The organism is Streptomyces sp. cg36, from assembly GCF_041080675.1.
In the GTDB taxonomy this organism is placed as follows: Bacteria; Actinomycetota; Actinomycetes; order Streptomycetales; family Streptomycetaceae; genus Streptomyces.
The window spans coordinates 375,288-400,786 of sequence record NZ_CP163520.1; the positions used below are offsets into that span (position 1 = coordinate 375,288).

Below are 25,499 nucleotides of genomic sequence, written 5' to 3' on the forward strand. Positions count from 1 at the left end.
GCAACCGATTCAGCGGCGTCAGCAGAATCTCGAACATGCGACCACCGATGAATCGCCGCCCTTTTCGGCGATTTCCCCTTTCCGGCCGCATTTCGTTTTTCGGACGCACGGCGGCAGGAATGGAGACAGACCCATGTACTCGACCATTCGCCCCGGATACCGGCGCATCGTGCGCTCCTCCCCCGTCCACTGCCTTCCCCTGGAACCCGGGTCCGCCGGAGCGGCCCGCCGGTACGTGGCCGCCTTCCTCGGCGGCGCCCGGCACGGCGCCCTCGCCCGAGGCGGCGCCCTGGAGGAGGACACCCTCCTGGTCGTCTCCGAACTGGTGACCAACGCGGTCCGCCACGGCGCGGGCCCGATCTGGCTCTGTCTGCGGCACGTCACGCAGAGCGACGGCCGCGAGGCGCTGCACCTCCTCGTCGGCGACCACGGCCCGGGCTGCGATCTCGACGCCCTGCCGACCGGCCCGTCCACCGACGCCACCTCGGGCCGGGGGCTCGGCATCGTCGACGCGCTGGCCAGTGCCTGGGGATCGACGCGGGCGAGGAACCACCACGTCATGTGGGCCAGCCTGCGGATCGTGCCGTCGGCGAGCGCCGCTCCGCCGCCCCCGAGGCCCGCCGCTCCGGCGCGCGCCCTGCTCGCGACCACCGGCTGAGCCGCCCCGCCCGAGCGCGCCGGCAGGCTTCGCGCATTCGGGTGCACTCCGCGCTCCCCGCTCCAGGGGTCGGCCACGGCCCCGTCCGCACCGTGCATGGTGGTGGCGGAGACCGTGGCAGGTGTGGCGGCTGACGAGGAGATTCGCATGCGAACGCTGGCCCACAGAACGGGAGTCGGCGCGGTGGGATCGGTGCTCGCACTGGTCCTGACCGCCTGTGGAGGCACGGACAGCCCCTCCGGCGAGGCCAGGATCGTGAGCGCTTCGTGGGGCGACCCGCAGAAACCGCTGGAGCCGGCCAACACGTATGAGACGCGGGGCGGCGCGGCGCTGGACATGATCTTCCGGGGGCTGAAGAAGTACGACCCCGGGACCGGGAGCGCACACAACTGGGTCGCCGACTCGATCACCACGACCGACCAGCGGAACTACACGATCCGGCTCAAGAAGGGCTGGACCTTCTCCAACGGCGAGCCCGTGACCGCGCACTCGTTCGTGGATGCCTGGAACTACGGCGCACTGGGGACGAACGAGCAGGTCGGAGCGTCGTTCTTCGCCTACATCGAGGGCTACGACAAGGTGCACCCCGCCTCCGGAGCGCCGCTCGCCCGCACCCTGTCGGGCCTGACCGTGAAGGACGAGCGCACCTTCACCGTGCGCCTCTCCCAGAAGTTCTCCCTGTGGCCCGACACCCTCGGCTCATGGGCCTACTTCCCTCTGCCCAGGGTCTTCTTCACCGACCACGCCACATGGCTGCGGAAGCCCATCGGCAACGGCCCCTACCGGGTCGCCTCGTACACCAGGGGCGAGCTGATGAGGCTGCGGACCTGGAAGGGCTACCCGGGCCCCGACAGGGCCCGCAACGGCGGAGTCGACCTGCGGGTGTACACCGACACCCACACCGCCTACACCGACCTGCTGGCGGGCAACGTGGACGTGGTCCACGACATTCCGGCGGTCGATCTGGAGAACGCCGGACCGGACCTGGGGCGGCGGTTCGTCAACCAGCCCGCCGGAGTGCTGGTCACCCTCGGCTTCCCGATGTACGACCCCCGCTGGGCGGGCCCCGACCACGCGGACCTGCGCCGGGGCGTTTCGATGGCCGTCGACCGCGCCGCGATCACGCAGCGGATCTTCCACGGCACCCGGGTCCCCGCCACCGACTGGACCACACCCGTGCTCGGTACGGGCGGCGGCCATCGGCCGGGGCTGTGCGGCACGGCCTGCTCGTACCGGCCCGCCGAGGCCGCCAGGCTGATCGCGGCGGGCGGGGGGCTGCCCGACGGACGGATGAGGATCGTCTACAACGCGGACGTCAGCACCAACCGGGAGTGGGTGGACGCGGTGTGCAACAGCGTCAACAACACGCTCGACGACAGCCACGCCTGTGTCGGCGAGCCGGTCCCCACCTTCGCGCAGTTCCGCGACCGGGTCACGAACAGGACCCTGTCCCAGCCGTTCTCGTACGCCGGGCAGATGGACTACCCGCTGATCCAGGACTTCCTGCAGCCGAACTACCGCACCGGCGGCGCCGCCAACGACACGGGCTTCCACGAACCGCGCTTCGACGCCCTGGTCGACCGGGCCAACGCGGCCGGCACCCGCGGCGCGGCGGTCAGCGGATTCCAGGAGGCCGAGCGGATCCTGGCCCAGCAGATGCCGTCCGTTCCCCTCTGGTACCAGAACGGTACGGCGGGCTACTCCCCCCGTCTCTCCGACGTCTCGCTCACTCCGTTCGGCGTCCCCGACTACGGCCGGATCAGGGTGGGCTGACCGCGAGCGGTGTCGTGGTACGGGTGTGCCTGCTCTGGAGGAAGTCCCGTACCGCGGGTGTGGGGTCGACGCCTTCGAGGATGTCGAGCAGGTGCCGGAAGTGGGATTCCACGCAGTACGAAGGGAATTCCTCCAGCGTCTCGGGCACGCTCCGGACCCACTCCACGGCCGTCGCGCCGTCGCCCGCGCTGGCGTGCGCCAAGGCGATGTGCACCCTGGTGAGGGCGTTCTCGCGGTCCGCCATCTCCGTGGTGGCGCTCCCGTCGTACAGCGGCAGCAGGTGTTCGAGGGCTTTGTCCGTGGCGCCCAGATAGGCGTGGGCGAAGCCTTCCTGGAGCCGGACGGACTCCAGGTTCACCCACTCCGTGCAGTCCAGGTCGTCGTCGTGCCGCTCGGCGGCGAACAGGTCGTACGTCGTGTCGACGTGGCGTGCCACGGCCTCCGCGTCCCCGCCCATGCCGTCGACCATGGCCTGGGTGCTGGACAGGCAGGCCAGCATGCGAGGGCTGGGCCGGGCGGACGCGCACAGACGCCGTGCGGCGTCCAGGAGTTCGCAGGTGCCGGGCAGGTCCCACAGGTCGATCTTCTGTTTCGCGGCGACGAGCATCGCGTACGCGCCGCGCCGGCTGTCATCCGCGGCGGCGGCGCAGCGCATGCTGGCGAGGAAGGCCGACTGGGCCCGCGTCTGGTCGCCGGACTCCACGGCGAGCCATCCGGCGAACGTGGCGGCGTCCGAGGCCAGGCCGAGCAGGCGCAGCCCGGTGGGCTGGTCGCAGGTGGCGTTGCGTATCAGGTCCGAGAGCATCCGCAGCTCCGTGTCCGCCAGCGGCTGGACCGGCAGGCCGCCGATGGCCGCGTAGAGCTGGTGCAGCTGTCTCTGGCGCTCCTCCAGGACGTTGACGGTCGAGCCGGAGACGCGCTGCCCGCGGTCCACGGGCAGCCACTCGGCACCGGCGGCCCCGTCGAACCAGGCGGCGGACAGGTCGGCGATGCCGTCCGGGCTGGACAGCACCCGGTACCGGTGCTCCGTCGTCCTGGGCGAGGCGTGGGCGACGCGGTCCATGGCGGCGACGGCGGAGCCGTGGGTCCACGGCGCGGTCAGCAGGTCGGAGTGGCCGGTGGCGGTGTACAGCCAGTCGGGCCAGCCGAGCCGCTCCACGTCCGCGTGCGGTACGCCGTGGACGGAGGCGATGGCCAGCTGGGCGCTGGCCTCGGGGGTGACCCGGCCGGATTCCCAGCGTGCGACCTTCTCGCGGCGGGCGGCCATCGCGCCGAAGCCGAGTTCGGCGTGCGTGCGGGCGACGAGCAGCGCGTACGCGCCGTGGGTGAGGCCCTTCTCCTCGCGCAGCTGGGCCAGCGGATGCCTGATTCTCTGCATGTTCACGAGCGCCTCCCGCTGGAGGAAGACCGGTCACGCACGGTGTTCCGGCGGTCGCACCGCCGCCCGGGACGGGCTCGGGGCCTTGCGCGGTGCGGCCTTTCCCACGGGAGGAGGGGGAGATACGTGCCTCACGGCGGGGCACCACCCCGGCCAGCCCTTTCACCTCATCCAGGTCTTTTCATGATAAGGCGAACACAACGGGCACGGACCGGCTAAACGGCAGGGACGTGCACTGCGGCGAGCACCGGCAGGTGATCCGTTGCGGCTCTCAGATCCCGTTCCAGGACGCCGGGCAGGCCCATCGGCACCCCGCACCCCAGCACCCGCACCCCGTCCGTGGCGAAGACGGCGTCGATGCGCTGGAGCGGGTCGCCCAGCCGCGTGGTGTGCTCGCGGCCCCACGGCTCCGTCGCCCAGCCGTCCTGCAGGGCGCCCGCCAGCAGACCGAAGGTGCGGCCGTCGGGCCGGTCGTTGAAGTCGCCCCCGACGACGGCGTACGGCACCTTCAGCGCCGACAGCCGCTCAAGGAGCAGCCCGCCCTGCGCGTACCGCTCGTCGGCGTCGATGCTCAGATGACAGCTGAGCACACCGAGCCGGGCCCGCCCGAAGCGCAGCACGGCGGTCGCGAAGCCGCGCTGGTGCAGACCGGGGGTGCGGGGCAGCAGGACGTCCTCGGTGCGCTCGACGTGGGCGCGGAGCGAGGAGAGGATCATGGGGCCGGAGGCGGTGCCGCCCCCCGAGACGTACACCAGCCCGGAGCTCTTCGCGAGGCGGGCGGCGGCCTTGCGCCAGCGGAAGAAGCGCGGCGCCTCCTGCACGCAGACCACATCGGGGCGACAGGCCCGGATCACCCGGGCGAGAGCCTCGACGTCGTCGCGCATGGAACGGACGTTGTAGCTGAGCACGCGCACGACCGCCGAGCCGTCCGGCTCCGTCGCCGACTCGGGCAGATCCCGCACAGTCACCCTCTCCACGCTTCCCCTTCCCACCGCGACCGCGCCACGACGTGGGACGCCGCACCGGACCCACCTGTGCAGGCTAGCTCCCCGTTCGGCGCGGACCGTCGTACGGCACACGGCCGGGCCGAAGAAGCCCGGACGCGGCAGGAAGGGGCACACCGGCCGCCTCCCGTGACCCAGTGCTGGTCGTCCTGGTGGCGGGCGGGCTCGCCACCGCTCTGCTGGAACGGTACGTGCCCAACTCCGTAACCCGGGACGCTACTTGTAGGTGAAGCGGGGGCGGACCCCCGTGCCAGCGAGCCGAAGCGGTGAGACATGGCGGTGCGCCGGTCGAAGAAGCCCGGGAGCGGGCCGGGTGCGCGCGGCAGACCGGGGGCGTCCCGGCTGAGCCTGGTGGGCGGGGAGACGTACGCCGACTGGGAGGCGATCTACCGGGACAACGTGGACCGGATCTACCGGGTGATGTTCTCGAAGGTCGGCAACCGCGCCGACGCCGAGGACCTGACCACCGAGGTGTTCCTGGCGGCGCTGCGTCCGCTGCGGACCTCGGCCACGGTGCCCGAGGTCCGCGCCTATCTGCTGGCGACCGCGCGCACCGTGCTCGCCTCGCACTGGCGGCGCGTGCTCGGCATCGAGGTCACCCGTCTTCCGGAGGAGCATCCGCAGCGGGAGCCGGAGCCCGAGGAGGTTCCTTCCGACGTGCCGCGCCGGGCCCGTAGCATCCTGGACGCCCTGCCGGACCGCTACCGGCGCATCCTCGAACTGCGTTTCCTGGACGCCAGTTCGCTCAAGGAGGCGGCTGCCGAACTCGGCGTGTCGGTCGGCAACGCCAAGGTGCTCCAGTACCGGGCGCTGCGGCACGCCGCGCTGGTGGCGGCGCGGCTGGAAGAGACGGAGGGGTGACGGTGGACGACGAGGCCGAGAAGTACATCGAGGCTCTGCTGCGCTCGCGCCGCCCCAAACCCTTCCGGGCGCGTCCCGAGGACGCGGCGGAGATCGCCACGGCCATCACCCTGCGGGCCGCCCGCCCGGGTGCGGGCGCCCCGAGCGAGGAGTTCGTGGCCGCCCTGCACGAACGGCTGGCGGCCCAGCTGGACGAGGAGGACGGCGCGCCGAGGGGCGGGACCCGCCGCAGGTTCGTCCGGGGCGCGTCCATCGCCGCCGCGGCGGCGGGTGCGGCGGTCCTCGCCGACCGCGCCCTGCTCCGCGACCACCCCGAGGGCGGGCCTCCCCAGGCGTCCACGCTCCAGCCCAACGTGGGCGCGTGGCACACCGTGGCCACCAGCGCGGAGCTGCCGCACGGCGCGGTACGCCCCTTCGACACCGGCGTCGTCACCGGGTTCGTCACCCGGCTGGACGGAAGACTGCGCGCGGTGTCGGGGGTGTGCACGCACCAGGGCTGCCGCCTCGTCCTCGACCGGGCGGCGAGGATGCTCGGCTGCCCGTGCCACAACTCGGTGTTCGCGCTCACCGGGGAGGTGGTCCACCACCAGTTTCCCCGGCCGCTGCCCGCGCTCCCGCGGATCGCCGTGCGGGAGACGGGGGACGCGGTGCAGGTGTACGTGCCCACGGGCGGCGGTGTAACCCCGCCGCCTATCCATGGGTGAGCCCCGCGAACGGCGGGGCCGGCACACGGTCCGTCTCGAAGGGGCCGGAACCAAGGCCCCGTCGTCGGGACGGGCCGGACGGGGGAATCCATGCGAACAGCTGTGATACGGCGCCGAGTCGCCCAGCGGGGCGCGGTGTTCGCCGCCACAGCCGCAGCGCTGGGGCTGCTGGCCTCCTGCGGGTCGTCGACGCATGCCGGGAACGGGGGAATGAAGATGTCCGGCATGCCCGCGTCGACGGCCCGGCGGGGCTCCCCGACGGCCGGGGGCGGCGGTGCACCCGCCGCCCCCGCGCCGTCCTCCACGGGCGGTGCGGTCGCCGTGAAGAACTTCGCGTTCGCCCCGGCCACCCTCACCGTACGGGTGGGCACCACGGTGACCTGGACCAACAACGACGACGAACCCCACACGGTCACCTCCGACAACGGTGGCCCCCTGCACTCACCACCGCTCGACTCGGGCGGGGTGTACCGGTACACCTTCGCCAAGTCCGGCACCTATACGTATTTCTGCACCGTCCACCCCTTCATGCACGGCAGCGTGGTGGTGCAGCCGTGAGCAGCGACTCTCCGCACCGCATGACGCGCCGTCAACTCCTGCGCCACTCGGCCTGGTTCGGGTCCGCCGTCGTACTGACGGTGGCCGGTGGCGAGGTGTACAGCCATGTCGCCGGGTCCAGCGGCCACCAGCAGAAGCCCAATGGGCCGAACACCCTGACCTTCGCGCAGCTCAGCGACAGCCACCTGGGGTTCCACGGGCCGGCCAACACCGACGTGGCGGGTTCGTTCGCCCGCGCCGTCGACCGGGTCAACGCCCTGGACGCGCGGCCCGACTTCGTGATGCACACCGGCGATCTGACCCATCTGGCCACACCCGGTCAGTTCGACCAGGTCAAGCAGATGATGAAGGGGCTGCACGGCGGCTCCCTCCACACAGTCCCCGGCGAGCACGACGCCATCGACGACGCCGGCCAGAAGTACCGGGCCGCGTTCGGCGCGGGCAGCCGGGGAGACGGCTGGTACAGCTTCGACATCAAGGGGGTGCACGTCATCGCTCTCGTCAACGCCCTCAACCTCAAGAAGCTCGGACACCTCGGCACCGATCAGCTGGACTTCGTCCGCAAGGACGTGGCGGGGCTGTCCTCCGACACCCCGATCGTGGTGTTCAGCCACATCCCCCTGTTCGCGATGTATCCCGGCTGGGGGTGGGGCACCGACGACGCGGTGCAGGCGCTCGCGCTTCTGCGTCGCTTCTCCTCGGTGACCTGCCTCAACGGGCATGTGCACCAGCTCTTCAGCAAGGTCGAGGGCAATGTGACTTTTCACAGCGCCACCACCACCGCCTATCCGCTGCCCCGGCCCGGCGACGGGCCGGCCCCGGCTCCGGTGACGCTTCCGGCGGGGCAGCTGCGCCATGCGCTCGGCATCCGGGAGGTGCGGTACCAGCGGGGCGACAAGGCACTTGCGGTGACGGACAGCTCGCTGGTCTGACGCACCTGGTGAAATTTGCCATTCAAGATCTTGATGTTTGTTCATCCCCATGCCACATTCGGCGCAGCACCACCTGGGTCAGCGGCGCAGTCCATCCAGATACGCCGGAACAGCTGCGGGGAGAGGCTCATCGACATGCCGGAACACCATCCACCCGGAGACCGTCTCACGGTGGAGAGACGGACCATCGAAGCCGTCCCGGACAGCGAGCGGCACGGCACGCCGCGCAGCCAGTTCACCCTCTGGTTCGGCGCCAACATGCAGATCACCGCGATCGTGGACGGCGCGCTGTCCGTGGTCTTCGGCGCCGACGCGCTCTGGGCGATACCCGCGCTGCTGATCGGCAACGTACTCGGCGGCACCGTGATGGCCCTGCACTCCGCGCAGGGCCCACGCCTCGGCGTACCCCAGATGATCTCCAGCCGCGCCCAGTTCGGCGTGTACGGCGCGGTCCTGCCGCTCCTGCTGGTCATCCTCATGTACCTCGGCTTCGCCGCGACCGGCAGCGTGCTCGCCGGCCAGGCGATGGCCAAGCTGCTGCACATCGGCACCGACGCCGGAATCCTCGTCTTCGGCGCCCTGACCACCGTCGTCGCCGTCACCGGCTACCGCCTGATCCACATCGCGGGCCGCATCGCCACCGTCGTCGGCGCGCTCGGCCTGGGCTATCTGCTGGTGCGGCTGTTCACCCAGTACGACGTCGGCGCGCACGTCGGTGACAAGGGGTTCGAGGCGGCGACCTTCCTGCTGGCCGTGGGACTCGGCGCCGGATGGCAGCTCACCTTCGGCCCGTACGTCGCCGACTACTCGCGCTATCTGCCCCGCGACACCAGTACCCGTGCGACGTTCTGGTCCACCTTCGCGGGTTCCGTCGTCGGATCGCAGTGGGCCATGACGCTGGGCGCGCTCACGGCGGCCGTGGCGGGCGAGGCGTTCCTGCCGGACCAGGTGGGTTTCCTCGGCGATCTGGCGGGTCCGGCGTTCCTCGCGTTCCTCATCTACCTGGTGATCGTGGTCGGCAAGCTGACCGTCAACTGCCTGAACGCCTATGGCGGTTTCATGTCGATCCTGACCACCGTGACGGCGTTCGACCGGCGCTCGCGCATCTCGGCCGCCGTACGCGCCGCCTACATCGTCGGCTTCATCGCGGTGTCCATGGTCATCGCGCTCGCGGCCAGCGACGACTTCCTCACCAACTTCAAGAACTTCGTCCTGCTGCTGCTCACCGTGTTCACCCCGTGGAGCGCGATCAACCTCGTCGACTACTACCTCCTGTCGCGTGAACGCGTCGACATCCCGGCGCTGTACGACCCGGACGGCCGCTACGGACGCTGGAACGTCACTGCCCTGACCTGCTACGTCATCGGTGTCGTCGTACAGGTCCCGTTCCTGGCCACCAAGCTCTACACCGGCGCGATCACCAAGAAGCTGGACGGCGCCGACATCTCGTGGATCGTCGGGCTGGCCGTCACCTCGGCGCTGTACTGGGTCTGGGCGCGGCGCACCGCCAACCCTCCCGCCGAGACCATCCATCCGGCCACGGCCGAGCAGGGCGGCCGGGCGCCGGCGCCGACCGGCCGAGCAGGGTTCACCTCAGCGGGGTGACGTCCGCCCACAGGGCGACGGCGTCGGGCGAGAGCGGCGCGACCGCTCCTCCCGGCGCCTCGTCCGCGTCCCACCACACGCCCTGACCAGCCGTCAGAACGGTGTGGTACGGGTCGGCGCGCCAACTGCCGCGCAGCGCGTAGACCACCCCGGCACGCCCGGGAAGCACCTCGACCGTGCGATCGGACCGGTCCACCCGGGCCGTCCAACGCCCGCGCCGCACCATGAGGTTGAGCACCCGGCACGGACCGGACGGCAGCTCCGCGTCCAGTGCCAGGTCACCGGAGAACCCGAACGGCTCCCCCACACCCGTCAGCAACCTGTCGAAGACACCCGGACACCTCAGCCGTACACCGTCTCCCGACAGCAGGGTGAGCGTCCGGTCCACCCCCGGGAACTCCGAGAACGGACCGCCCCGGCCGATGTCGGCGACGCTGGCGCGCCACCCGAAGTCGTCGGCGCCCGCCGGACGCGAGGCGATCTCCCTGGTGGCTCCGCCGCCGTTGCGCCAGCGGCCCGCGGGCAGTGTCTCCACGTCGAAGCGGTGCATGGTGGTGTGTCCCCGAGCTGTCCGCCGAGGGGGTCCGGAGTGAGTGTCCCGCCCCCGGCGCCGGATTCTAGTACGAGTGGTGGGACTGCCAGAACGCCCAGGCGCCACAGGGGCTGCCGTAGCGCTGGTTCATGTAGTTGAGGCCCCACTTGACCTGGGTCGCCGGGTTGGTCGCCCAGTCGGCGCCCGCGGAACTCATCTTGGAGCCCGGCATCGCCTGGACCAGACCGTAAGCGCCGCTGCCGTTGTCGGCGCGGTAGTTCCAGCTCGACTCGTTGTTCACGATGTTGCTGAAGCACTGGAACTGGCCCGCCGGGACGATCTGGCGAGCGATCGCCTGGACCTCGGCGAGCGAGTACGAGCTCTGGGGGGCGAGGGGGACGCGGTCCTTCGAGCGGCTCGCGGCCTGGGTCTCCAGGTCGTGGTCCTTGGCGGCCTTGTCGGCGGCGGACTTCTTCGACTTGGCGTCCCGCGCCGCCTGCCTGCGGGCGGCTTCCTCGGCGGACTTCTTCTCCGAGGCGCTCGCCTGCGCGGACTGCGCGTCGGCCTGCTCGGTCAGGGAAGCGGTCTGCACCTGGGCCTGCTGGCCGGCGGGTATGTCCGCCAGGAGCGTCGAACCCGCCGCCGTCGCCTCAAGGCTGTCGCTCGAAGCGGCTGCCGGGCCGCCCGCGGCAATACCGACCACGGCACCGACGGTGGTGACCGCGGTGGCGGACGCCACCGCGAAGCCCCGGACCGAACTGCGGCTCACGCGCTTTCCTTCCAGCAGTGTCCGCAAGGGTTGACCTCGCGGACGCGATCGACTCCCGGCGCTCCCCCGGCCTCGAACGAGGTCACGGGGCGCTGCGTACCCGGTGGGCAACTCCCTTGCGGGACGGGCCACGTGAAGCGCGGGCGGCATACGGCCGGGCTATGGAGTTGGACGGGCAACAGCGTACCCGGAAGTGGGTATATACGGGGCCTGACTGATCCATGACTCTGCTGGAAGCGGACACCGCGAGGCAATTCACCGAACTGTGCGATACCTCACACTCCAACACCCTTGCCACCGCCCTCTTGCCCGCCCCGCTCCGCGGCCCCATCGTTTCAGTCGCACCCGGACGCGCCCGGATCGTCCGCGCATACACAAGGGCCTGATGAGGCCGGCATGACCGAGGGGTTCCCCTTGATACGCATTCATCTTGGATCAGAGGGTTTGGGCAACATCAGGGTCTGTTCGCTGCCCGACTTCGACGCCGAACTCACCGCGGCCGGGGTGACCCACGCCCACCGCGCCCAGCCCTACGAGCCGCTGGCGCAGCTCTACTCGCGCAGCACGACGCCGGATCTCGCCGAGGGGGTCGGCCCCGCCTACCTCTCCCACTTGTTCACCCACCGCGGCCCCACCCCCTTCACCAGAGCCCTCGCCGAGGGGGACGGGCACGCGCACCGCGTCCTGGCCCAGGCCGTCGACCAGCTGCGCGCGAGCGCCGTCGAGCCGTACCGCTCCGGCATCCACGCGGCGGTCGCCGCCCGTACGGCCGCCCTGGCGTCCCTGTACGTCGACAGAGGGGCCTCGGCGCTGCTCCACGGCCTGGGGCACGGGATCAGGTTCCGCCAGGGCGTCCTGGAGGTGCCGACGGTTTTCGACGCGGACTTCGAACTCGGCTCGCGCTCGCTGCTCATCCAGGCAGTGGCCCTGCGCCGACGGGTCGCCCTGGCCGAACCCGCCGACGGCCATCTGACCGTACGGCTCCCCGCCGGTTCCGTCCCGCGCACCGAACCGGAACGACTACGTTCGCTGCACGCCTTGCTGGGCCCCGACCGGGCGGAGGCGCTGACGGCGATCGTCGCGTCCGGCGGAGTCACCGGTGGCCAGCTGGCCTCGCTCGTCGGTGTGTCGGACGCCGCGGCCAGCCGTCGTGCCGCGGCGCTGCGGCAGGCCGGTCTCATCCGGAGCCTGCGCGTCGGGCGGGCCGTCCGGCACGTCGCGACGCCTCTCGGCCATCACCTGGCCCGGCCGGAGGCGACGGACGCCGCTCCGTGAGCTCCGCCCGCTCCGAGGCGGCGCGGAGCCATGGACCGCTCAGGTCCGCAGATAGGACGCACCGTTGACGTCGAGGACCGTGCCCGAGCTCCACATGGCCTGGGGTGAGGCCAAGTACAGGACCGCTGCGGCGACTTCGGCCGGTTCCGCGACGCGTCCGAAGGGGCTCTGGGTCCGGATGTCCTCCCCCTCGGCCCCCTCCAGGCGCCCCGCGACCCGCTCGGTGGCCACGAACCCGGGAGCGACGGACGCCACGGCGATGCCGTACGGGGCGAGGGAGACCGCGAGGGACTGGCCCAGCGCGTGCAGCGCTGCCTTGGTGGCCCCGTAGGCGGGGTGGTCGGGCTCGCCCCGGAAGGCGCCGCGCGAGCCGATGTTGACGATGCGCCCCTCGCGGCCCGCCTCGATCATCCGGCCGGCCACCCGGTGGCTGAGGTGGGCCGGGCCCAGGAGGTTCACGTCGACCGTCTGCCGCCATGCCCGGCGCCACTGCTCGTACGAGGTCCGCGCGAGCGGGTGGGGCACCATCACGGCCGCGTTGTTCACCAGGACGTCCACCCCGCCGAGGGCTTCCTCGGCGCGGGCCGCCAGGTCCTCCACGGCGTCCGGGTCGGTCAGGTCGGCGGCGAGCAGCGCGTGCCCCTGCCCCTCCAGCGCGGCGAAGGTCTCTTCGGCGTCCCGGCCGAGGGCGGAGCAGTGGACGGCGACGCGGTCTCCGCCCTGCGCGAAGGCGGTGGCCACCGCCCGTCCGATGCCCCGGGAGGCTCCGGTGACCAGAACACCCCGGCCGGTGCCGGGCAGTTTCCTCACGGTCGGATCCATTGCGGGCCCCTCTCCTCCGTATCGGCGACGGCCCCGGCGCGGGCACCGTCGCCGCCAGCCTACGGATCATGATCATGATCCGTGAAGCCGGTGCGCGGAGGGCGGGAACGCGTCCGGACGTCTCAGACCGGCAGGTTCGCCGTGATCAGACAGCCCGCGCTGTCGGTGGCGGACACGGCGACGGGGGTCGTGGTGCCCAGCAGGCTGTTCCCGTTGACCAGGGTGTTGGGCGAGGCCGCGAGGGCGACTCCGGTGGGGCCGTTGCGCACCACGTTGCCGGTCACCGCGCAGCCCGGGGAGTTGTCCACGTGGATCCCCTTGTCGTTGCTGCCGGACACGGTGTTGCCGCTGATCACGGCGTCGGGGGCGTAGGAGGCCCGGATCCCGGCCGCGGCGGCCCCGGCCACCACGTTGCCGGAGACGACGACACGGGAGGCCGAGGTGCCGCTGGTCGCGTTGCCGCCCATGATGTCGATGCCGCGGTCCTTGGCCGCCGCGCCCTGGACGATGTTGCCGGTGACGACCAGGTCCCGGAAGCCCGCGACCGCGCCGCCGTAGTTGGCGTAGCTCGCGCGGATGCCGCCGAAGCAGTCGTCCATGGTGTTGTCGGCGACGACGGTCTGGTTGGTCGCACAGGGGTGGATGGCGAACCAGCGGCTGCCGTGCACGGTGTTGCCGACGATCTCGACGCGCTCGTGGGCGCTGCGGGCGTCGAAGCTGTGCGAGCCGACGAGGGTGGGGAAGGCGCCGTAGGTGACGGTCCCGACGGTGGTGCCCGAGCCGCAGTAGTTGTCGCGGATGACGATGTCGGAGCAGGCGGTGCCGTCCGCGGCACCGACGACGGTGCCGCCGGCGCGGGCGCTGTCGAGCTGGATCGCCTCGGTTCCCCAGGAGACGCGGTTGGCGGTGCCCGTCCAGCCGCTGAAGCGGCAGTTCTCGATCCGCCCGTTGCGTACGGCGCCGAACTCCACGGCGTGCCAGTTCGACACGTTCACCACCCGCAGATCACGGATGATCACATCGGTGGCGTGCCAGATGGATATCCCCATCCAGCCCTTGTCGTCGTTCCCGGGCTCCGGGCCCGCCACGTCCCACACACCGCCCTCGATGACGATGTTGCCCGGGCCGTTGTAGCCGGAGCCCCCGTTGGTGTCCCCCCAGACGCCGTTCATCAGCATGAACTGGGTGTCTCCCGTGCGCCGGAACGTGGTGGCGGGGGTGAGCGTCAGCCGGGTGCCGGTGCCGATGCGCAGATACGCGCCGATGGTCCAGGTGCCCGGGCCCACCACCACCTGGCCGCCGCCCGCGCTCTTCGCGGCGTCGAGCGCGGCCTGGATCGGTGTCTCGGTCGTTCCCGCCGCGCTGTCGACGTAGTACACCTTCCAGGTGCCGGACGGTGTGGCGGCGTTCGCCGGCTGCGCGCCGAGCACGGTGGCGGACGCCAGGCCGGTGGCGGCGAGTCCGGCGGTGCCGAGCGCCGCCCGGTCGAGCAGGGCGCGGCGGCTCAGCCGCGGGGACGGCGCGGCGTGGTCCATCGAGGGCATGGGTGTGGGCCTCCTGTGTTGCCTGTGGTGGGGGAAACACGGGAGTTCTATCAGCACTCCGGCCCGTCCACGTCGAACGGGCCGGAGCCGCACCCTGGAACGGGCCGGAGCCGCGTCAGACGGTGAGGACGATCTTGCCCCGGGTCCGGCCCTCCTGGCTCAGGCGCCAGGCATCCGCCGCCTCGGCCAGCGGGAAGGCGCGATCGACGTGCACGGTGAGCTTGCCGTCGTCCGCGAGCCGGGCGAGCTCGGCCAGGTCCTCGGGGTCCGGACGGACCCAGAGCGAGTGCCCGCCCTTCTCGGCAGCGGCCTGATCGGCGATGGACACCAGGCGTTCCGGCCGCTTGAGCAGGGCCTGCGAGAGGTCGACGACACCGCTCCCGGCGAAGTCGAGCGCCGCGTCCACGCCCTCGGGCGCGAGCGCGCGCACCCGCTCCTCCAGGCCGTCCCCGTACGTCACGGGCTCGGCGCCGAGCCCGCGCAGGAACTCGTGGTTGCGCTCGCTGGCGGTGCCGATCACCCGGGCGCCGAGGGCCACCAGGATCTGCACCGCGAACGCCCCGACACCACCGGAGGCCGCGTGCACCAGCACGGTCTCGCCCGCCGTCACCCCGGCCCGCCGGATCGACTGATGGGCGGTCAGCCCGGCCAGCGGTACGCCCGCCGCCTCCTCCCAGCTCAGCGCGGCGGGCTTGCGCGCCACGCAGCGCACCGGCGCGGCCACCAGCTCGGCGTAGGTGCCGTTCTGCGCCCAGTCCTTGCGCACGTATCCGAAGACCTCGTCGCCCACCCGGTACTCCGGGACGTCCAGGCCGACCGCCTCGATCACGCCCGCGACGTCCCATCCGGAGATCAGCGGGAAGGCGACTTCCATGATCGGATCGAGATATCCGGCGGCCAGTTTCCAGTCGACCGGGTTGACCGCGGCGGCCCTCACCCGGATCAGGACCTCGCCGGGGGCCACCTTCGGTTCGGGCCGGTCCACCAGGCGCAGATCGTCGGCGGAACCGTACTTCTCCAGCACAATTGCCTTCATGACCTGCACCAACACCGGGTCGGCGGACCTCATTCCCCACGGTGTGGGATACACCCGGATGGCGGTGGCCGACCGGATCCCGGCGCGGGCCCGACGGCGCGGCGCGCGGAAATCGCGTCGACAGGGTCCCTTGGCACCCGGCAGAGTGGCCGCCCGTGACGAGCAGCGAACTGTGGACCCGTACGACCGCCGAGCGCTATGACGCCGAGGAGAGCGAGATGTCCTCGGCCGCCGTGCTCGGCCCGACGCTCGCCTTCCTCGCCGAGCTCGCCGGGGACGGCCGGGCGCTGGAGTTCGCCATCGGGACCGGGCGCGTGGGCGTCCCGCTGCGCGAGCGCGGTGTGCCGGTGTCGGGCATCGAGCTGTCCGAGCACATGGCGGCCGTGCTGCGGCGCAAGGCCGACGAGGCCGCGCTCCCGGTGGCCGTCGGGGACATGGCCACCACCGTCGTCCCGGGCAAGTTCAGCCTGGTCTACCTCGTCTACAACACCATCACGAACCTCCTCACGCAGGACGAGCAGGTCGCGTGCTTCCGCAACGCGGCACGCCATCTGGCACCCGGCGGCCGGTTCGTCATCGAGCTGGGTGTGCCTCCGCTGCGCTTCCTGCCGCCCGGACAGGTCGCCGTGCCGTTCGACGTCTCGGAGCGGCACCTCGGCTTCGACACCTTCGACCTGGCCGAACAGATCCTCGTCTCGCACCACTTCACCCGGGACGACGACGGCCGCTACCGCCGGGGTCACTCCCGGCACCGGTACGCCTGGCCCGCCGAGCTCGACCTGATGGCACGGATCGCCGGACTGGAACTGGAGCGCCGGATCGCGGACTGGGACGGAACACCCTTCACACAGGACTCCCCGAAGCACGTCTCCGTCTGGCGCAAGCCGGTCTGACGGGTGACACCCACCCGAGGGGGTCGTGGGACCGCGGCTAGGATGCGCGGGATTTCTTGATCTCACAGGGGAGGGACATGAAGCCCATCGGTATGTCCGGCCGACTGCGCACCGCCCTCGGGGCGTTCGCCGTGGCCACGGGGGTGCTCACCGGGATGCTCGTGGGGCCGGTGGACAGCGCGGGCGCCGCCGCCGTCACCACCGGACCGGTCTTCAACGATCCGACCGGCGACGGCACGGCGCAGCAGGCCATCCGCAGCCAGGTGCGGTCCGTCGTGGCCAACGCCGACAGCGGCACCTCGCTGCGCCTGGCCATGTACCACCTGTGGGACGAGACCGTCGCCGACGAGCTGGCCGCCGCGAAGACCCAGCGCGGCATCGGCGTCAAGGTGGTCCTGGACGCGAGCACCCGCGACTTCCCCGCCGCGTACGACATCCTGCGGAGCGCACTTGGCACGGACACCACGAAGAGCTCGTACGTGAAGCTCTGCGCCACCGGCAGCTCCTGTCTGGGACCGGCGGGCACCGGCATCAACCACAACAAGTTCCTGCTGGCGGGCAGCGTCGGCGGCGGGACCCAGAAGAACGTCGTGGTGCAGCTGACCTCGAACCTCACGCCGTCCAACTACGCGCGCTACTGGAACAGTTCGATCACCGTCGCGGGCAACGCCGAGCTGTACGCCGGCTACCTCGCCTACTTCGACAAGCTGCCCGCGCAGAACCGCGGCGCCTGGTCGTACACCTACGGCAACGCCGGTGACTACAAGTACTACTTCTTCCCGCGCGCGGGCACCGACGCGACCACGGACACCGTGGTGAACGCGCTCGACAACATCACCTGCCGCTGGACCGACGCCGCCGGCGCACACCGTACGAGCGTGCACGCGGCCATGTTGAAGATCAGCCGTCAGGCGGTGGCCGACAAGCTGCGCGCGCTGGCCGGGGCGGGGTGCCTGGTGGACCTCGTCTACAGCGAGACGGACACGGGCACGTGGAACGCCCTGCACGGTGTCTCGGGCATCACCAACCGCTGCTACCAGCACGACGACGACGCCGACAGCGGCACCCCGAACCGGATCGTGCACTCCAAGAACGTGATGGTGGACGGCATGTACGCGGACACCGTCCAGAAGGTGATGTGGACCGGCAGCCACAACTGGAGCGGTCCGGCGCTGCGTGACAACGACGAGGCGATGCTGCGGATCACCACACCCTCGGTCTACAGCGCGTTCGAGGCCAACTTCCAGGCGGCCCGGGCCGCGGCCGTCCCCGGCACCAGCGACAACGTCGCCGCCTGCAAGAGCGAGTAGGCGCCGCCGCCCGCCCCGGTAAATCAGTACGGGTCCGGGCGGGCGGGTCGCTACGGTGACCGCATGACCAGCGACGCGTTCTCCTCCGGCGATATCGCCGCGCTGCCCCGGGCCGAGTTCGCCTTCCCGGGGCCGCTGCGGGACCAGCTCGTGGCCGCCGTCCTCGACGGCGCCAAGACCTCCACGACCGGGCTCGTGGCCGACTACGAGCACGAGAACGAGCCGCTGCCGTCCGTGGGGAGCCGTTCGGCGGTCGTCGACTCGGACGACCGCCGGGTCGCGGTCATCGAGGTCACCGAGGTGCGTGTCGTGCCGCTCGCCCAGGTGGACTTCGCCCATGTGGTGGACGAGGGCGAAGGCGACACCAGCATCGCCGGGTGGCGGGCCAACCACGAGGGTTTCTGGCACGGCGAGGAGATGCGCGCGGCCCTGGGCGACCCGGAGTTCACCGTGGACGACGAGACCCTGGTGGTGCTGGAGCGCTTCCGCCTGGTCGCCCGGCTGGACCCGGCCGGCTGACGGCCCGCCCGCCGCTCAGGCGGCGACCGTGTCCCACGCCGCCTTCGCGGACGGGCGGTGCGGGTGCTGCGGGGCCCGCTCGGCCAGCGTGGTCATCCAGGCGCCGATGTCCCGCAGCTCGCCGCGGCCGACGGCGGCCCGGACGCGCGGGAACCACCGGTCCTCCTGCGCGTCCATGTGGCGCTCGACGATGTCCATGAGCAGCCGCGTCTTGGCGTCGAAGGCGATCTCGCCGGGGCGCATGTCGTACAGCTCGGCGGCCAGTACGTCGGCGATGTGGTGTTCCTCGATGAAGCCCAGGACGTCCGGCTCCGTCTCCGGGAGCAGGACGCAGACGCGCGGGTACATGCCCTCCCGCTCGATGTACGTGTATACGGTCAGGGCGCGCAGCAGGGGCTCCACCGCCTCGGTCTTCCCCTCGACCCGGTAGGAGCGGATCAGCCGCCTGATCTCCTTGTGGCCTTCCCGCAGCATCACGATCGCGTCGGTCGACATGGGCAGCTCCCTGGAGGCACGGGACTCACTTCCGTTCCGCCCCATACCCGGCAAACCGGATGATCATGCACCGGGTCCTGGGGGTATGCGGAGCCCCGTATACGCGTGAAGGCCCGACCGGCGGTGCCGGTCGGGCCTTCACGTGCGTCTGGTGCCGGTGACGGCTTAGTACCAGTGGTGGGCCTGCCAGAAGTTCCAGGCGCCGACGGGGCTGCCGTAGCGGGAGTTCATGTAGTCCAGGCCCCACTTGATCTGGGTGGCCGGGTTGGTCTTCCAGTCGGAGCCGGCCGAGGCCATCTTCGAGGCCGGGAGGGCCTGGACCAGGCCGTAGGCGCCCGAGGAGGCGTTCGTGGCGGTGTGGTCCCAGCCGCTCTCGCGGGAAACGATGTTGTTGAAGGCCGCGAACTGCGCCGGGTCCTTGATCATCTGCTGGGCGATCGCCTTGGCGCTCGTGGGGGCCGCGGCCTGGGCGGGCACCGTGGCGAGCAGGGAACCGGCGGCACCGAGGGCGACGACGGCACCCGCGAGGGTCTTCTTCGAAGCGGCGATGCGGCGGACGACGGACTTGGACACAGATGAACCTTCCGAAGGGGACTGGGACGGTCGCGGCACGCCGGAGACGTGCGTGAGCCACTCACGCGAGGGAGAGGGGTTCGTCTGCGGCGGGGAGGAACACCCGGCCGCTGCGACTCATCCAGTTCTACCGGCGTCCCGACGGCCTGGCAACGACCCCTCCTACTAGGGAGCCTCGCAGTCGGGGACCCGCGCCCCGGGCCGCCCGGGAGGCGGATTCGCGCAGGCGGGAGCCCGGATCGCAGGGGTGGCGGGGCGGCCCGGGGAGCTACGACCCCCGGTCGTAAGTGACGTACGTCCTATGGGGCGGCTCACCTTCGAGGGGCCTGAATGTCACCAAAAGTGACCGTACATACCTTTTGCGGGTGCAGAAGAAGACGTCGATCGCCTCGCAATCAGAGGCGATCGGCTCCCTCGGCCGGGCGCTTCACAGGTGCGTCCGCGGCCCGGCGAAGGCGTGGAGCAGCTTCAGGACGGAGTCGCGCAGCTGCTCGGGGGTGAGCCGGTGCGGGTCCGGCGCGGTCAGCTGGTTGAAGAGCAGACCGTCCAGCACGGCCACGAAGGCGTGGGCGTCCGCCGCGGCGTCGGGGGCGCCCGCGGCGGTGAGCAGGTGCGCGGCGACGGCGCGGTGGCGGCTGCCCGCCGCGCGCAGGGCGGCTTGCAGCTCGGGGCGGCGCGGCGCTTCCAGCGAGAGCTCGTAGCGGGCGAGCATGCGCTCGCGCCCGTCGGCGCTCCACAGCTCGATGAGACCGGCGAGCGCCTCGGCGATCCGGTCGGCGCTCGCGGCGCCGGTGAGGGCGGGGCGCCCGTCGATCTCGGCGATGTCCAGTTCGGCCAGCCGCTCGACGGCGGCCCGCAGCAGCTCCTGGCGCGTACGGAAGTAGTACGAGCAGGAGCCCGCCGGGACCCCGGCCGCCTGGTCGACGGCGCGGTGGGTGAGTCCGCGCATCCCCGATCGGGCCAGGGTGCGGATCGCCGCGTCGGCCAGCTCCTGCCGTCGAAGCGTGGTCTGGGTCACTGATGGCCTCCTCGCCCTTTTCTTCTGCCTCTACAAGTGTAGAGTCACCGGTGTCCACTACAGATGTAGAGGGGGGTCCGATGGGCACGGCAGAGGGCGTCGGCGGCACCGGGGAACGGTCCGCGATCGTGGCGGGCGGCGGGATCGGCGGCCTGGCCGCCGGTCTCGCGCTGACCCGGAGCGGGTGGCGGGTGAAGGTGCTGGAGCGCGCGGCCACCTTCGGCGAGGTCGGAGCGGGCCTGTCACTGTGGCCCAACGGCGTGCGCGCGCTGGACGCGCTCGGCGTCGGCGACCAGGTGCGCGAGCAGGCGCTGGCGGAGACGCGGGCGGGCGTCCGCGACACGGCGGGCCGCTGGCTGTCGCGGACCGACACCCAGGAGCTGGCCGACCGGTTCGGGCCGCTGGTGATGGTGCACCGCGCCCGGCTCCTCGACATCCTGCGGGCCGCGCTTCCGGCCGGAACGCTCTGCGCGGCCAACGAGGTCACCCGGGTCGGCCCGCGCGACCGGGGCGTCGAGGTCGAGCACGGCGGCACCGCCTCACGGGCCGATCTGCTGGTGGCCGCCGACGGCATCCGCTCCACCGTGCGCTCCGCGCTGTGGCCGCAGGCTCCCGGGCCGCGCTACGCCGGATACACCACCTGGCGGCTGGTCGTCGACGCGGGACAGCGGCTGCCGGTCGGCGGCGAGAGCTGGGGACGCGGCGAGCGGGTGGGAATCGCTCCCCTGCCGGACGGCCGCACCTATCTCTTCTGCGTCGCCAACGCCCCCGAAGGACAGCGCGAGCCCGGCCGCGAACTGGACGCGATACGCCGGCGCTTCGGGCACTGGCACGACCCCATACCCCAGCTGCTGGCCGCCGCCGACGAGGAGTCGGTCCTGCGCCACGACATCCACGCCCTGCCGCCGCTGGCCAGTTTCGTCAGCGGGCGCGCCGTCCTGCTCGGCGACGCCGCGCACGCCATGACCCCCAACCTGGGCCAGGGCGCCAACCAGGCGCTGGAGGACGCCGTGACGCTCGCCGCGCTCCTGGACACCCGGCCGGACGTCGATGCCGCGCTGACCGCGTACGACCTGGCCCGGCGTCCCCGTACCCAGCGGATAGCACGGCGCTCCCGGCGGATCGGCGCCGTCGCCCAGTGGCGCTCGGCGCCCGCCACCGCCCTGCGCGACCTGCTGCTGCGCATGACGCCGGACTCGGCCGTCCTGGGCGGGCTCGCCCCCGTACTCGACTGGCGGCCGCCCGGCCACTGAGCCGCGCGGCCCCCGGTGCGCCAGGGGTCCGGATCCCGGTCAGGGGCCGAGGACATCGCGCAGCTGGGCGCGCCGGGTGATGCCCAGCTTCGGGAACACCTTGTGCAGATGGAAGCCGATGGTGCGGGGCGACAGATACAGCCGGGCCCCGATGTCCCGGTTGGTCAGTCCCTCCGCGGCCAGCTGGGCGATCTGGAGCTCCTGCGGGGTGAGCCCGGCGACCGCGCCGGGCGCCGCGGGTTCCGCCACCACCGCGCCCGCCGCCCGCAGTTCGGCGGTGGCGCGCTCCACCCACGGCCGGGCGTCGAGCCGTTCGAAGACCTCCAGCGCGCTGCCGAGCAGCGAGCGCGCCCGCGCCGACCGTCTGCGCCGCCGCAGCCACTCGCCGAAGTCCAGCTGGACCAAGGCGTGTTCGAAGGGCCATCGGGCGCCCGCCGGGTCGGCGAGCGCCGCTCGGAAGTGGGGTTCGGCGTCGTCGGGCTCGCTCAGCAGCGCCCGGGCCCGGTGCACGACCGCGTCCAGCCGGGCGGAGCGGAGGGGGCCCACGCTCTCCTCCGCGGCGGCCAGCACGGCCCGGGCGTCCGCCACCCGGTCGGCGCGGACGGCGGCGGCGGCGAGGTCGGCGAGGAGGTAGGGCGAGGCGTGCCGATGCACCGGGGCCGCGGGCACGTCCTGGGTGAAGACGCGTCGGAGGTGCTCGTACGCGGCTTCGTGGTCGCCCTCCGCGAGCGCCGCGAGGCCCAGCGTGTGGCAGTGCCGGACGTACAGGCTGCGCGAGCCGCGCAGGTCGACGCCGCGCACCGCTTCGACGGCCTGCGCCCGGGCCCCGGCGTGGTCGCCGCGGACGGCGCGCAGCGCGGCCTGGAGGGTCTGTGCTCCCACCGAGATGTTGTCCGCCTCGGCCTCCGTGGCCATGCTGAACGCCTCCTCGGCGGCCGACCGCGCCGCCGCCCAGTCGCCGCTCTCGAACAGCGCGACGGCGAGGGCCTGGGCCACCGTGCAGTTGGTGGCCGCGCGGGCGGCGGTGCGGTGGTGGTCCGCGGCCCGGCCCAGCAGCCGTACGGCAAGGCCGGTCTCGTCCAGGATCCAGGCCGTGCCGCCCAGCATCAGCAGGTCGGCGTAGGCGAACGCGCCGTCCCGCCGGGCGTCCACCATGCGGTGCAGCCGCTCCAGCGCCCGCTCCCGCTCCGCGAAGGGACGGGCCACCGCCGCCGTCCACAGCCTGCCGCTGTGCTCCGGCTCCGCCGTGATCAGGGCCGCGATGCGTTCGAGTTCGGCGAGGTGGAAGGGATCGCCGGACTTCTGCGCCGAGGTCGCCGCCGTGCTCAGGGCGTCCAGGGCCAGCGCGGGCGCCCGGACGGCCATGGATTCGGCGACCGGCAGCAGGAACCGCAGCGCGTCGTCGTGCGCGAGCGTCACGGCCCGCGACCACCCGGCCCGCAAGGACGCCTCGGCGAGCAGCCGCGGGTCCTGCGTCAGGGCGGCGACCCGGGCCGCGATCTCGCCGACCCACTGCGGGTGCCCGGCGTACATGGCGGAGGTGGCCGCGGCGAGCAGGCGGCCCGCCCGGCGGTCCGGGTCCGGGGTGAGCTCCGCCGCCCGCTCCAGGGCGGTGGCCGCCGCCGCGTGCCCGCCCCGGCGGGTGAAGCGGTCGGCGCTCTCGGCCAGGTCGGCGGCGATCGCCTCGTCCGGCCCCACCGAGGCCGCCGCCAAGTGCCAGGCCCTGCGGTCGGGTTCGTGCGCCAGGGCCGCCGCCAGCGCCAGATGGGCCTCCTGGCGGTCGGCGAAGGAGGCGGACTGGTAGACCGCCACCCGCACCAGCGGATGGCGCAGCCGTACGTGCACGCCCGCGCCCCGGCTCTCGACGCGCACCAGCCCGGCCTCTTCGGCGGGGCGCCACACCTCGGGGTCGTCCAGGCAGGGGGCCGCGTGCAGGACGTCGGAGAGCCGGTCCATGCCGGCAGCCGCCGCGAGCAGCAGCGCGCGCCGGGTCTCCGGCGGCAGGCCGGGCAGATCGGCCGCGAAGAGCCGTTCGAGCCGGGCGGTGAGCGGGAGCGAGCCGATCGGGCCGCTCGCCCGGCCGGGCTCCTTCGCGCGGGCCCGGGCGAGTTCGATGAGAGCCAGCGGGTTCCCGGCGGCCTGCTCCAGTATCTGGGCGCGGGCCTTGCCCCGGGGCGGCTGCGGCTGCTCGTCCAGCAGGAGCCCGGCGGCCACCCGGTCCAGCGGACCCGTCGTCAGATGCGGGAAGTCGCGGTCGAACCGCGCGGGGACGGCCTCGTCCCGGGCGGCGAGCAGCAGCGCGATGCGCTCGCCCTCCAGGCGCCGGGCGACGAAGGCGAGCACGTCGAGGGAGCCCACGTCCAGCCACTGGGCGTCGTCGACGACGATGAGCACCGGACGTTCCGTCGCCGCCTCCGAGAGCAGCGTCAGCACACCGGTCCTGATCATCAGCGGGTCCGGGGACTGCCGCCCGTCACCGCCCCCCGTACCGAACGCCTCGCGCAGGGCGTCGCGTTGGCGGCCGGGCAGCCGGTCCAGATCGCGCAGCGCCGGGCGCAGCAGCTGGTGCACCCCGGCGAAGCCGAGGCCCTGTTCGCCCTCGCAGCCCCTGACCCGCAGCACGCGTCGGCCCCGCGCCCGGGCCTCGGCCGCCGCCCGGTCCAGCAGGGTGCTCTTGCCGACGCCCGGCTCGCCCGTCAGCACGAGCACCTTGGGGCCGTCGCCGTCCGCGGCCTCGACCAGCCGGCCGATCGCCTCCAGCTCGCGCGCCCTGCCCCGGATGTCTCCCGTGCCTGCCTCTGCGGCGCCGACGTTCATGGTCTCCCTTGTCCGCTCCGCCGCCGTCCCGGTCCGCCCAGTGGACCGGGACACCGACGAAATGCCTGTTCACAGCGTCGTGGCTATCCTGCCAGGCCCTTGGTGAGGGGCCGACGCGTCATCCGGCGGAAGCGGCGCGGGCGGTGGGGCGGGGTGGGGCGGCCCTGTGCGGCGATGCCTCAGATCCAGCCCCGCCGGGCCGCGATCACCCCCGCCTGGAAGCGGTTGGCCGCGCCCAGTTCCTCGTGGAGGCGGCTGATCCGGCGCCGCATCGTCCGCACCGACCAGCCCAGCTGACGGGCGATCGCCTCGTCCTTGAGCCCGCCGACCAGCAGGGTGAGCATCTGGCGGTCCTCCTCGCCGAGCGGGTCCTCGGCGGGCGCGTCCAGCGGGGTCGCCGTGCGCCAGCACAGCTCCCAGTAGTCGATCAGCCCGTCCAGCAGGGCGGAGGGGCGGATGACGACCGCCCGTACCTCGGTGGAGAAGTCGAGGGAGAGCGGCATGAGGGCGAGGCGCCGGTCCGCGATGGCCAGCTTGATCCGCAGGCCGGGCAGGACCCGCGCCTGCTCGCCGTGGGCCACCAGTTCGCGGATGTCACCGAGCACGCCCGGCCATTCCAGTGCCTCGGGGGCGTACACGGCGCGGTAGCGCACGCCCCGGGTGAGCGCGGTGGCCTCGACGGGGTTGGAGGTGGTGAGGGCGTACGGCGGGCGGTCCAGCGTGATGACCTCCTCGCGCGCCTCCTGCTGGAGTTGTACGAACCAGCGGCCCAACGCCTCGCCGCCGGTGATGACTTCGACCTGTTCGGAGCCGCCCCGCTGGGCCGTGGTGAACAGCCGCGAGAGCTCTCCGGCCGCCGCCCGTACCGCGTCCAGGTCCGCGGTGCGGGAGCGCACCAGGGACTCCAGGGCCGCGCCCGGCTCAATGGCCGCGTACCGGCGGCGCGTTCCGGCGAGCCGCCCCACCAGGCCGTTCTCGCGCAGCCGGTCCAGGGCGCGGGCGACCCGCTCGGTGGAGCAGGACAGGTCGTCGGCCAGCTCCGCGGGAGCGGCGGTGTGGCGGACCAGGATCGTCCGGTAGACGCTCTCGTCGAACGGGTCGATGCCTGCGGCGGTCAGCTGGGACATGGCCAGGATCCTGGCCCGTATGTGCCAGGGACAGCAATGGGCC

24 protein-coding genes are annotated in these 25,499 nt (G+C 72.6%); 12 read left to right on the top strand and 12 right to left on the bottom strand.

What is annotated here, in order from left to right:
• Positions 1-133 precede the first annotated feature (133 nt).
• Together AB5J87_RS01680 and AB5J87_RS01685 are read left to right on the top strand one after the other, a co-directional pair.
• Positions 134-658 carry an ATP-binding protein gene (locus AB5J87_RS01680; protein ID WP_369373066.1) on the top strand — a complete coding sequence of 175 codons (525 nt, stop codon included), beginning with the start codon at positions 134-136 and terminating at the stop codon, positions 656-658.
• Between the two features lie 147 nt (positions 659-805).
• Entirely contained in the window at positions 806-2,431 is a 1,626-nt protein-coding gene (locus tag AB5J87_RS01685) for an ABC transporter substrate-binding protein (protein ID WP_369373068.1), read from the top strand.
• Here AB5J87_RS01685 and AB5J87_RS01690 read toward each other — a convergent pair.
• A complete protein-coding gene (locus tag AB5J87_RS01690) occupies positions 2,418-3,815 on the bottom strand; it encodes a hypothetical protein (protein WP_369373070.1) in 1,398 nt (465 codons plus the stop codon). The genes AB5J87_RS01685 and AB5J87_RS01690 overlap by 14 nt on opposite strands.
• 209 nt (positions 3,816-4,024) lie before the next feature.
• Complete coding sequence (locus AB5J87_RS01695) at positions 4,025-4,786, bottom strand: endonuclease/exonuclease/phosphatase family protein (RefSeq protein WP_369373072.1); 762 nt, start codon at positions 4,784-4,786, stop codon at positions 4,025-4,027.
• A 300-nt stretch (positions 4,787-5,086) separates the two neighbouring features.
• Here AB5J87_RS01695 and AB5J87_RS01700 point away from each other — a divergent pair, with 300 nt between their 5' ends.
• The 5 genes from AB5J87_RS01700 to AB5J87_RS01720 all read left to right on the top strand — a co-directional run bounded on the left by AB5J87_RS01700 (position 5,087) and on the right by AB5J87_RS01720 (position 9,473).
• Positions 5,087-5,674, top strand: coding sequence for an RNA polymerase sigma factor (locus tag AB5J87_RS01700; protein WP_369373075.1), 588 nt, complete (start codon positions 5,087-5,089; stop codon positions 5,672-5,674).
• The gene (locus AB5J87_RS01705) at positions 5,671-6,378 is read left to right on the top strand and encodes a Rieske (2Fe-2S) protein (RefSeq protein ID WP_369373077.1); all 708 of its coding nucleotides are present in this window, start codon (positions 5,671-5,673) and stop codon (positions 6,376-6,378) included. Before AB5J87_RS01700 ends, AB5J87_RS01705 begins: the two co-directional genes overlap by 4 nt.
• 90 nt (positions 6,379-6,468) lie before the next feature.
• Complete coding sequence (locus AB5J87_RS01710; protein WP_369373080.1) at positions 6,469-6,936, top strand: cupredoxin family copper-binding protein; 468 nt, start codon at positions 6,469-6,471, stop codon at positions 6,934-6,936.
• The gene (locus AB5J87_RS01715; protein ID WP_369373082.1) at positions 6,933-7,868 is read left to right on the top strand and encodes a metallophosphoesterase; all 936 of its coding nucleotides are present in this window, start codon (positions 6,933-6,935) and stop codon (positions 7,866-7,868) included. The genes AB5J87_RS01710 and AB5J87_RS01715 overlap by 4 nt, the downstream gene beginning before the upstream one ends.
• Positions 7,869-8,003: 135 nt before the next feature.
• Positions 8,004-9,473: a cytosine permease gene (locus AB5J87_RS01720; RefSeq protein WP_369373085.1), complete on the top strand. Its 1,470-nt coding sequence runs from the start codon at positions 8,004-8,006 to the stop codon at positions 9,471-9,473.
• On the opposite strand, the gene AB5J87_RS01725 is transcribed toward AB5J87_RS01720, so the two are convergent.
• Positions 9,457-10,023: a HutD family protein gene (locus AB5J87_RS01725; protein WP_369373087.1), complete on the bottom strand. Its 567-nt coding sequence runs from the start codon at positions 10,021-10,023 to the stop codon at positions 9,457-9,459. The genes AB5J87_RS01720 and AB5J87_RS01725 overlap by 17 nt on opposite strands.
• Positions 10,024-10,090: 67 nt before the next feature.
• Positions 10,091-10,774, bottom strand: a complete 684-nt coding sequence (locus tag AB5J87_RS01730; RefSeq protein WP_369373089.1) for a transglycosylase SLT domain-containing protein — start codon at positions 10,772-10,774, stop codon at positions 10,091-10,093.
• Positions 10,775-11,218: 444 nt separating this feature from the next.
• Between AB5J87_RS01730 and AB5J87_RS01735 the strand changes: the two genes are divergently transcribed.
• Positions 11,219-12,049 (top strand): ArsR family transcriptional regulator, encoded by an 831-nt coding sequence (locus AB5J87_RS01735; protein ID WP_369373091.1) that lies wholly within the window; start codon positions 11,219-11,221, stop codon positions 12,047-12,049.
• A 39-nt stretch (positions 12,050-12,088) separates the two neighbouring features.
• Here the strand turns inward: AB5J87_RS01735 and AB5J87_RS01740 are convergent, their stop codons facing one another.
• The 3 genes from AB5J87_RS01740 to AB5J87_RS01750 form a co-directional block, all read right to left on the bottom strand.
• Entirely contained in the window at positions 12,089-12,871 is a 783-nt protein-coding gene (locus tag AB5J87_RS01740) for an SDR family NAD(P)-dependent oxidoreductase (RefSeq protein ID WP_369373094.1), read from the bottom strand.
• Between the two features lie 122 nt (positions 12,872-12,993).
• Complete coding sequence (locus tag AB5J87_RS01745) at positions 12,994-14,415, bottom strand: right-handed parallel beta-helix repeat-containing protein (RefSeq protein ID WP_369373096.1); 1,422 nt, start codon at positions 14,413-14,415, stop codon at positions 12,994-12,996.
• A 115-nt stretch (positions 14,416-14,530) separates the two neighbouring features.
• Positions 14,531-15,451, bottom strand: coding sequence for an NADP-dependent oxidoreductase (locus AB5J87_RS01750; RefSeq protein WP_369373098.1), 921 nt, complete (start codon positions 15,449-15,451; stop codon positions 14,531-14,533).
• A gap of 155 nt (positions 15,452-15,606) precedes the next feature.
• Between AB5J87_RS01750 and AB5J87_RS01755 the strand changes: the two genes are divergently transcribed.
• The 3 genes from AB5J87_RS01755 (at position 15,607) to AB5J87_RS01765 (ending at position 18,173) form a co-directional block, all read left to right on the top strand.
• Positions 15,607-16,344, top strand: a complete 738-nt coding sequence (locus AB5J87_RS01755) for a class I SAM-dependent methyltransferase (RefSeq protein ID WP_369373101.1) — start codon at positions 15,607-15,609, stop codon at positions 16,342-16,344.
• A gap of 77 nt (positions 16,345-16,421) precedes the next feature.
• Positions 16,422-17,654, top strand: coding sequence for a phospholipase D-like domain-containing protein (locus tag AB5J87_RS01760; RefSeq protein ID WP_369373103.1), 1,233 nt, complete (start codon positions 16,422-16,424; stop codon positions 17,652-17,654).
• 63 nt (positions 17,655-17,717) lie between these two features.
• Positions 17,718-18,173 (top strand): ASCH domain-containing protein, encoded by a 456-nt coding sequence (locus AB5J87_RS01765; protein WP_369373105.1) that lies wholly within the window; start codon positions 17,718-17,720, stop codon positions 18,171-18,173.
• Between the two features lie 15 nt (positions 18,174-18,188).
• On the opposite strand, the gene AB5J87_RS01770 is transcribed toward AB5J87_RS01765, so the two are convergent.
• The 3 genes from AB5J87_RS01770 to AB5J87_RS01780 all read right to left on the bottom strand — a co-directional run bounded on the left by AB5J87_RS01770 (position 18,189) and on the right by AB5J87_RS01780 (position 20,259).
• Positions 18,189-18,668: a hemerythrin domain-containing protein gene (locus AB5J87_RS01770; protein ID WP_369373108.1), complete on the bottom strand. Its 480-nt coding sequence runs from the start codon at positions 18,666-18,668 to the stop codon at positions 18,189-18,191.
• Between the two features lie 165 nt (positions 18,669-18,833).
• Positions 18,834-19,241 carry a transglycosylase SLT domain-containing protein gene (locus AB5J87_RS01775; protein WP_369373110.1) on the bottom strand — a complete coding sequence of 136 codons (408 nt, stop codon included), beginning with the start codon at positions 19,239-19,241 and terminating at the stop codon, positions 18,834-18,836.
• A 427-nt stretch (positions 19,242-19,668) separates the two neighbouring features.
• Positions 19,669-20,259, bottom strand: coding sequence for a TetR/AcrR family transcriptional regulator (locus AB5J87_RS01780; RefSeq protein ID WP_369373112.1), 591 nt, complete (start codon positions 20,257-20,259; stop codon positions 19,669-19,671).
• An 80-nt stretch (positions 20,260-20,339) separates the two neighbouring features.
• Between AB5J87_RS01780 and AB5J87_RS01785 the strand changes: the two genes are divergently transcribed.
• Positions 20,340-21,512 (top strand): FAD-dependent monooxygenase, encoded by a 1,173-nt coding sequence (locus AB5J87_RS01785; protein ID WP_369373115.1) that lies wholly within the window; start codon positions 20,340-20,342, stop codon positions 21,510-21,512.
• 39 nt (positions 21,513-21,551) lie between these two features.
• Here AB5J87_RS01785 and AB5J87_RS01790 read toward each other — a convergent pair whose 3' ends face one another.
• Positions 21,552-24,329 carry an AAA family ATPase gene (locus AB5J87_RS01790; protein ID WP_369373117.1) on the bottom strand — a complete coding sequence of 926 codons (2,778 nt, stop codon included), beginning with the start codon at positions 24,327-24,329 and terminating at the stop codon, positions 21,552-21,554.
• Positions 24,330-24,508: 179 nt separating this feature from the next.
• Complete coding sequence (locus AB5J87_RS01795) at positions 24,509-25,456, bottom strand: helix-turn-helix domain-containing protein (protein ID WP_369373120.1); 948 nt, start codon at positions 25,454-25,456, stop codon at positions 24,509-24,511.
• Positions 25,457-25,499 lie beyond the last annotated feature (43 nt).

Coding starts and splice junctions, on each gene's coding strand:
- AB5J87_RS01680 (WP_369373066.1), top strand. CDS start 134: ATGTACTCGACCATTCGCCCCGGATACCGGCGCATCGTGCGCTCCTCC.
- AB5J87_RS01685 (WP_369373068.1), top strand. CDS start 806: ATGCGAACGCTGGCCCACAGAACGGGAGTCGGCGCGGTGGGATCGGTG.
- AB5J87_RS01700 (WP_369373075.1), top strand. CDS start 5,087: ATGGCGGTGCGCCGGTCGAAGAAGCCCGGGAGCGGGCCGGGTGCGCGC.
- AB5J87_RS01710 (WP_369373080.1), top strand. CDS start 6,469: ATGCGAACAGCTGTGATACGGCGCCGAGTCGCCCAGCGGGGCGCGGTG.
- AB5J87_RS01720 (WP_369373085.1), top strand. CDS start 8,004: ATGCCGGAACACCATCCACCCGGAGACCGTCTCACGGTGGAGAGACGG.
- AB5J87_RS01725 (WP_369373087.1), bottom strand. CDS start 10,023: ATGCACCGCTTCGACGTGGAGACACTGCCCGCGGGCCGCTGGCGCAAC.
- AB5J87_RS01740 (WP_369373094.1), bottom strand. CDS start 12,871: ATGGATCCGACCGTGAGGAAACTGCCCGGCACCGGCCGGGGTGTTCTG.
- AB5J87_RS01745 (WP_369373096.1), bottom strand. CDS start 14,415: ATGCCCTCGATGGACCACGCCGCGCCGTCCCCGCGGCTGAGCCGCCGC.
- AB5J87_RS01750 (WP_369373098.1), bottom strand. CDS start 15,451: ATGAAGGCAATTGTGCTGGAGAAGTACGGTTCCGCCGACGATCTGCGC.
- AB5J87_RS01760 (WP_369373103.1), top strand. CDS start 16,422: ATGAAGCCCATCGGTATGTCCGGCCGACTGCGCACCGCCCTCGGGGCG.
- AB5J87_RS01765 (WP_369373105.1), top strand. CDS start 17,718: ATGACCAGCGACGCGTTCTCCTCCGGCGATATCGCCGCGCTGCCCCGG.
- AB5J87_RS01770 (WP_369373108.1), bottom strand. CDS start 18,668: ATGTCGACCGACGCGATCGTGATGCTGCGGGAAGGCCACAAGGAGATC.
- AB5J87_RS01785 (WP_369373115.1), top strand. CDS start 20,340: ATGGGCACGGCAGAGGGCGTCGGCGGCACCGGGGAACGGTCCGCGATC.
- AB5J87_RS01790 (WP_369373117.1), bottom strand. CDS start 24,329: ATGAACGTCGGCGCCGCAGAGGCAGGCACGGGAGACATCCGGGGCAGG.
- AB5J87_RS01795 (WP_369373120.1), bottom strand. CDS start 25,456: ATGTCCCAGCTGACCGCCGCAGGCATCGACCCGTTCGACGAGAGCGTC.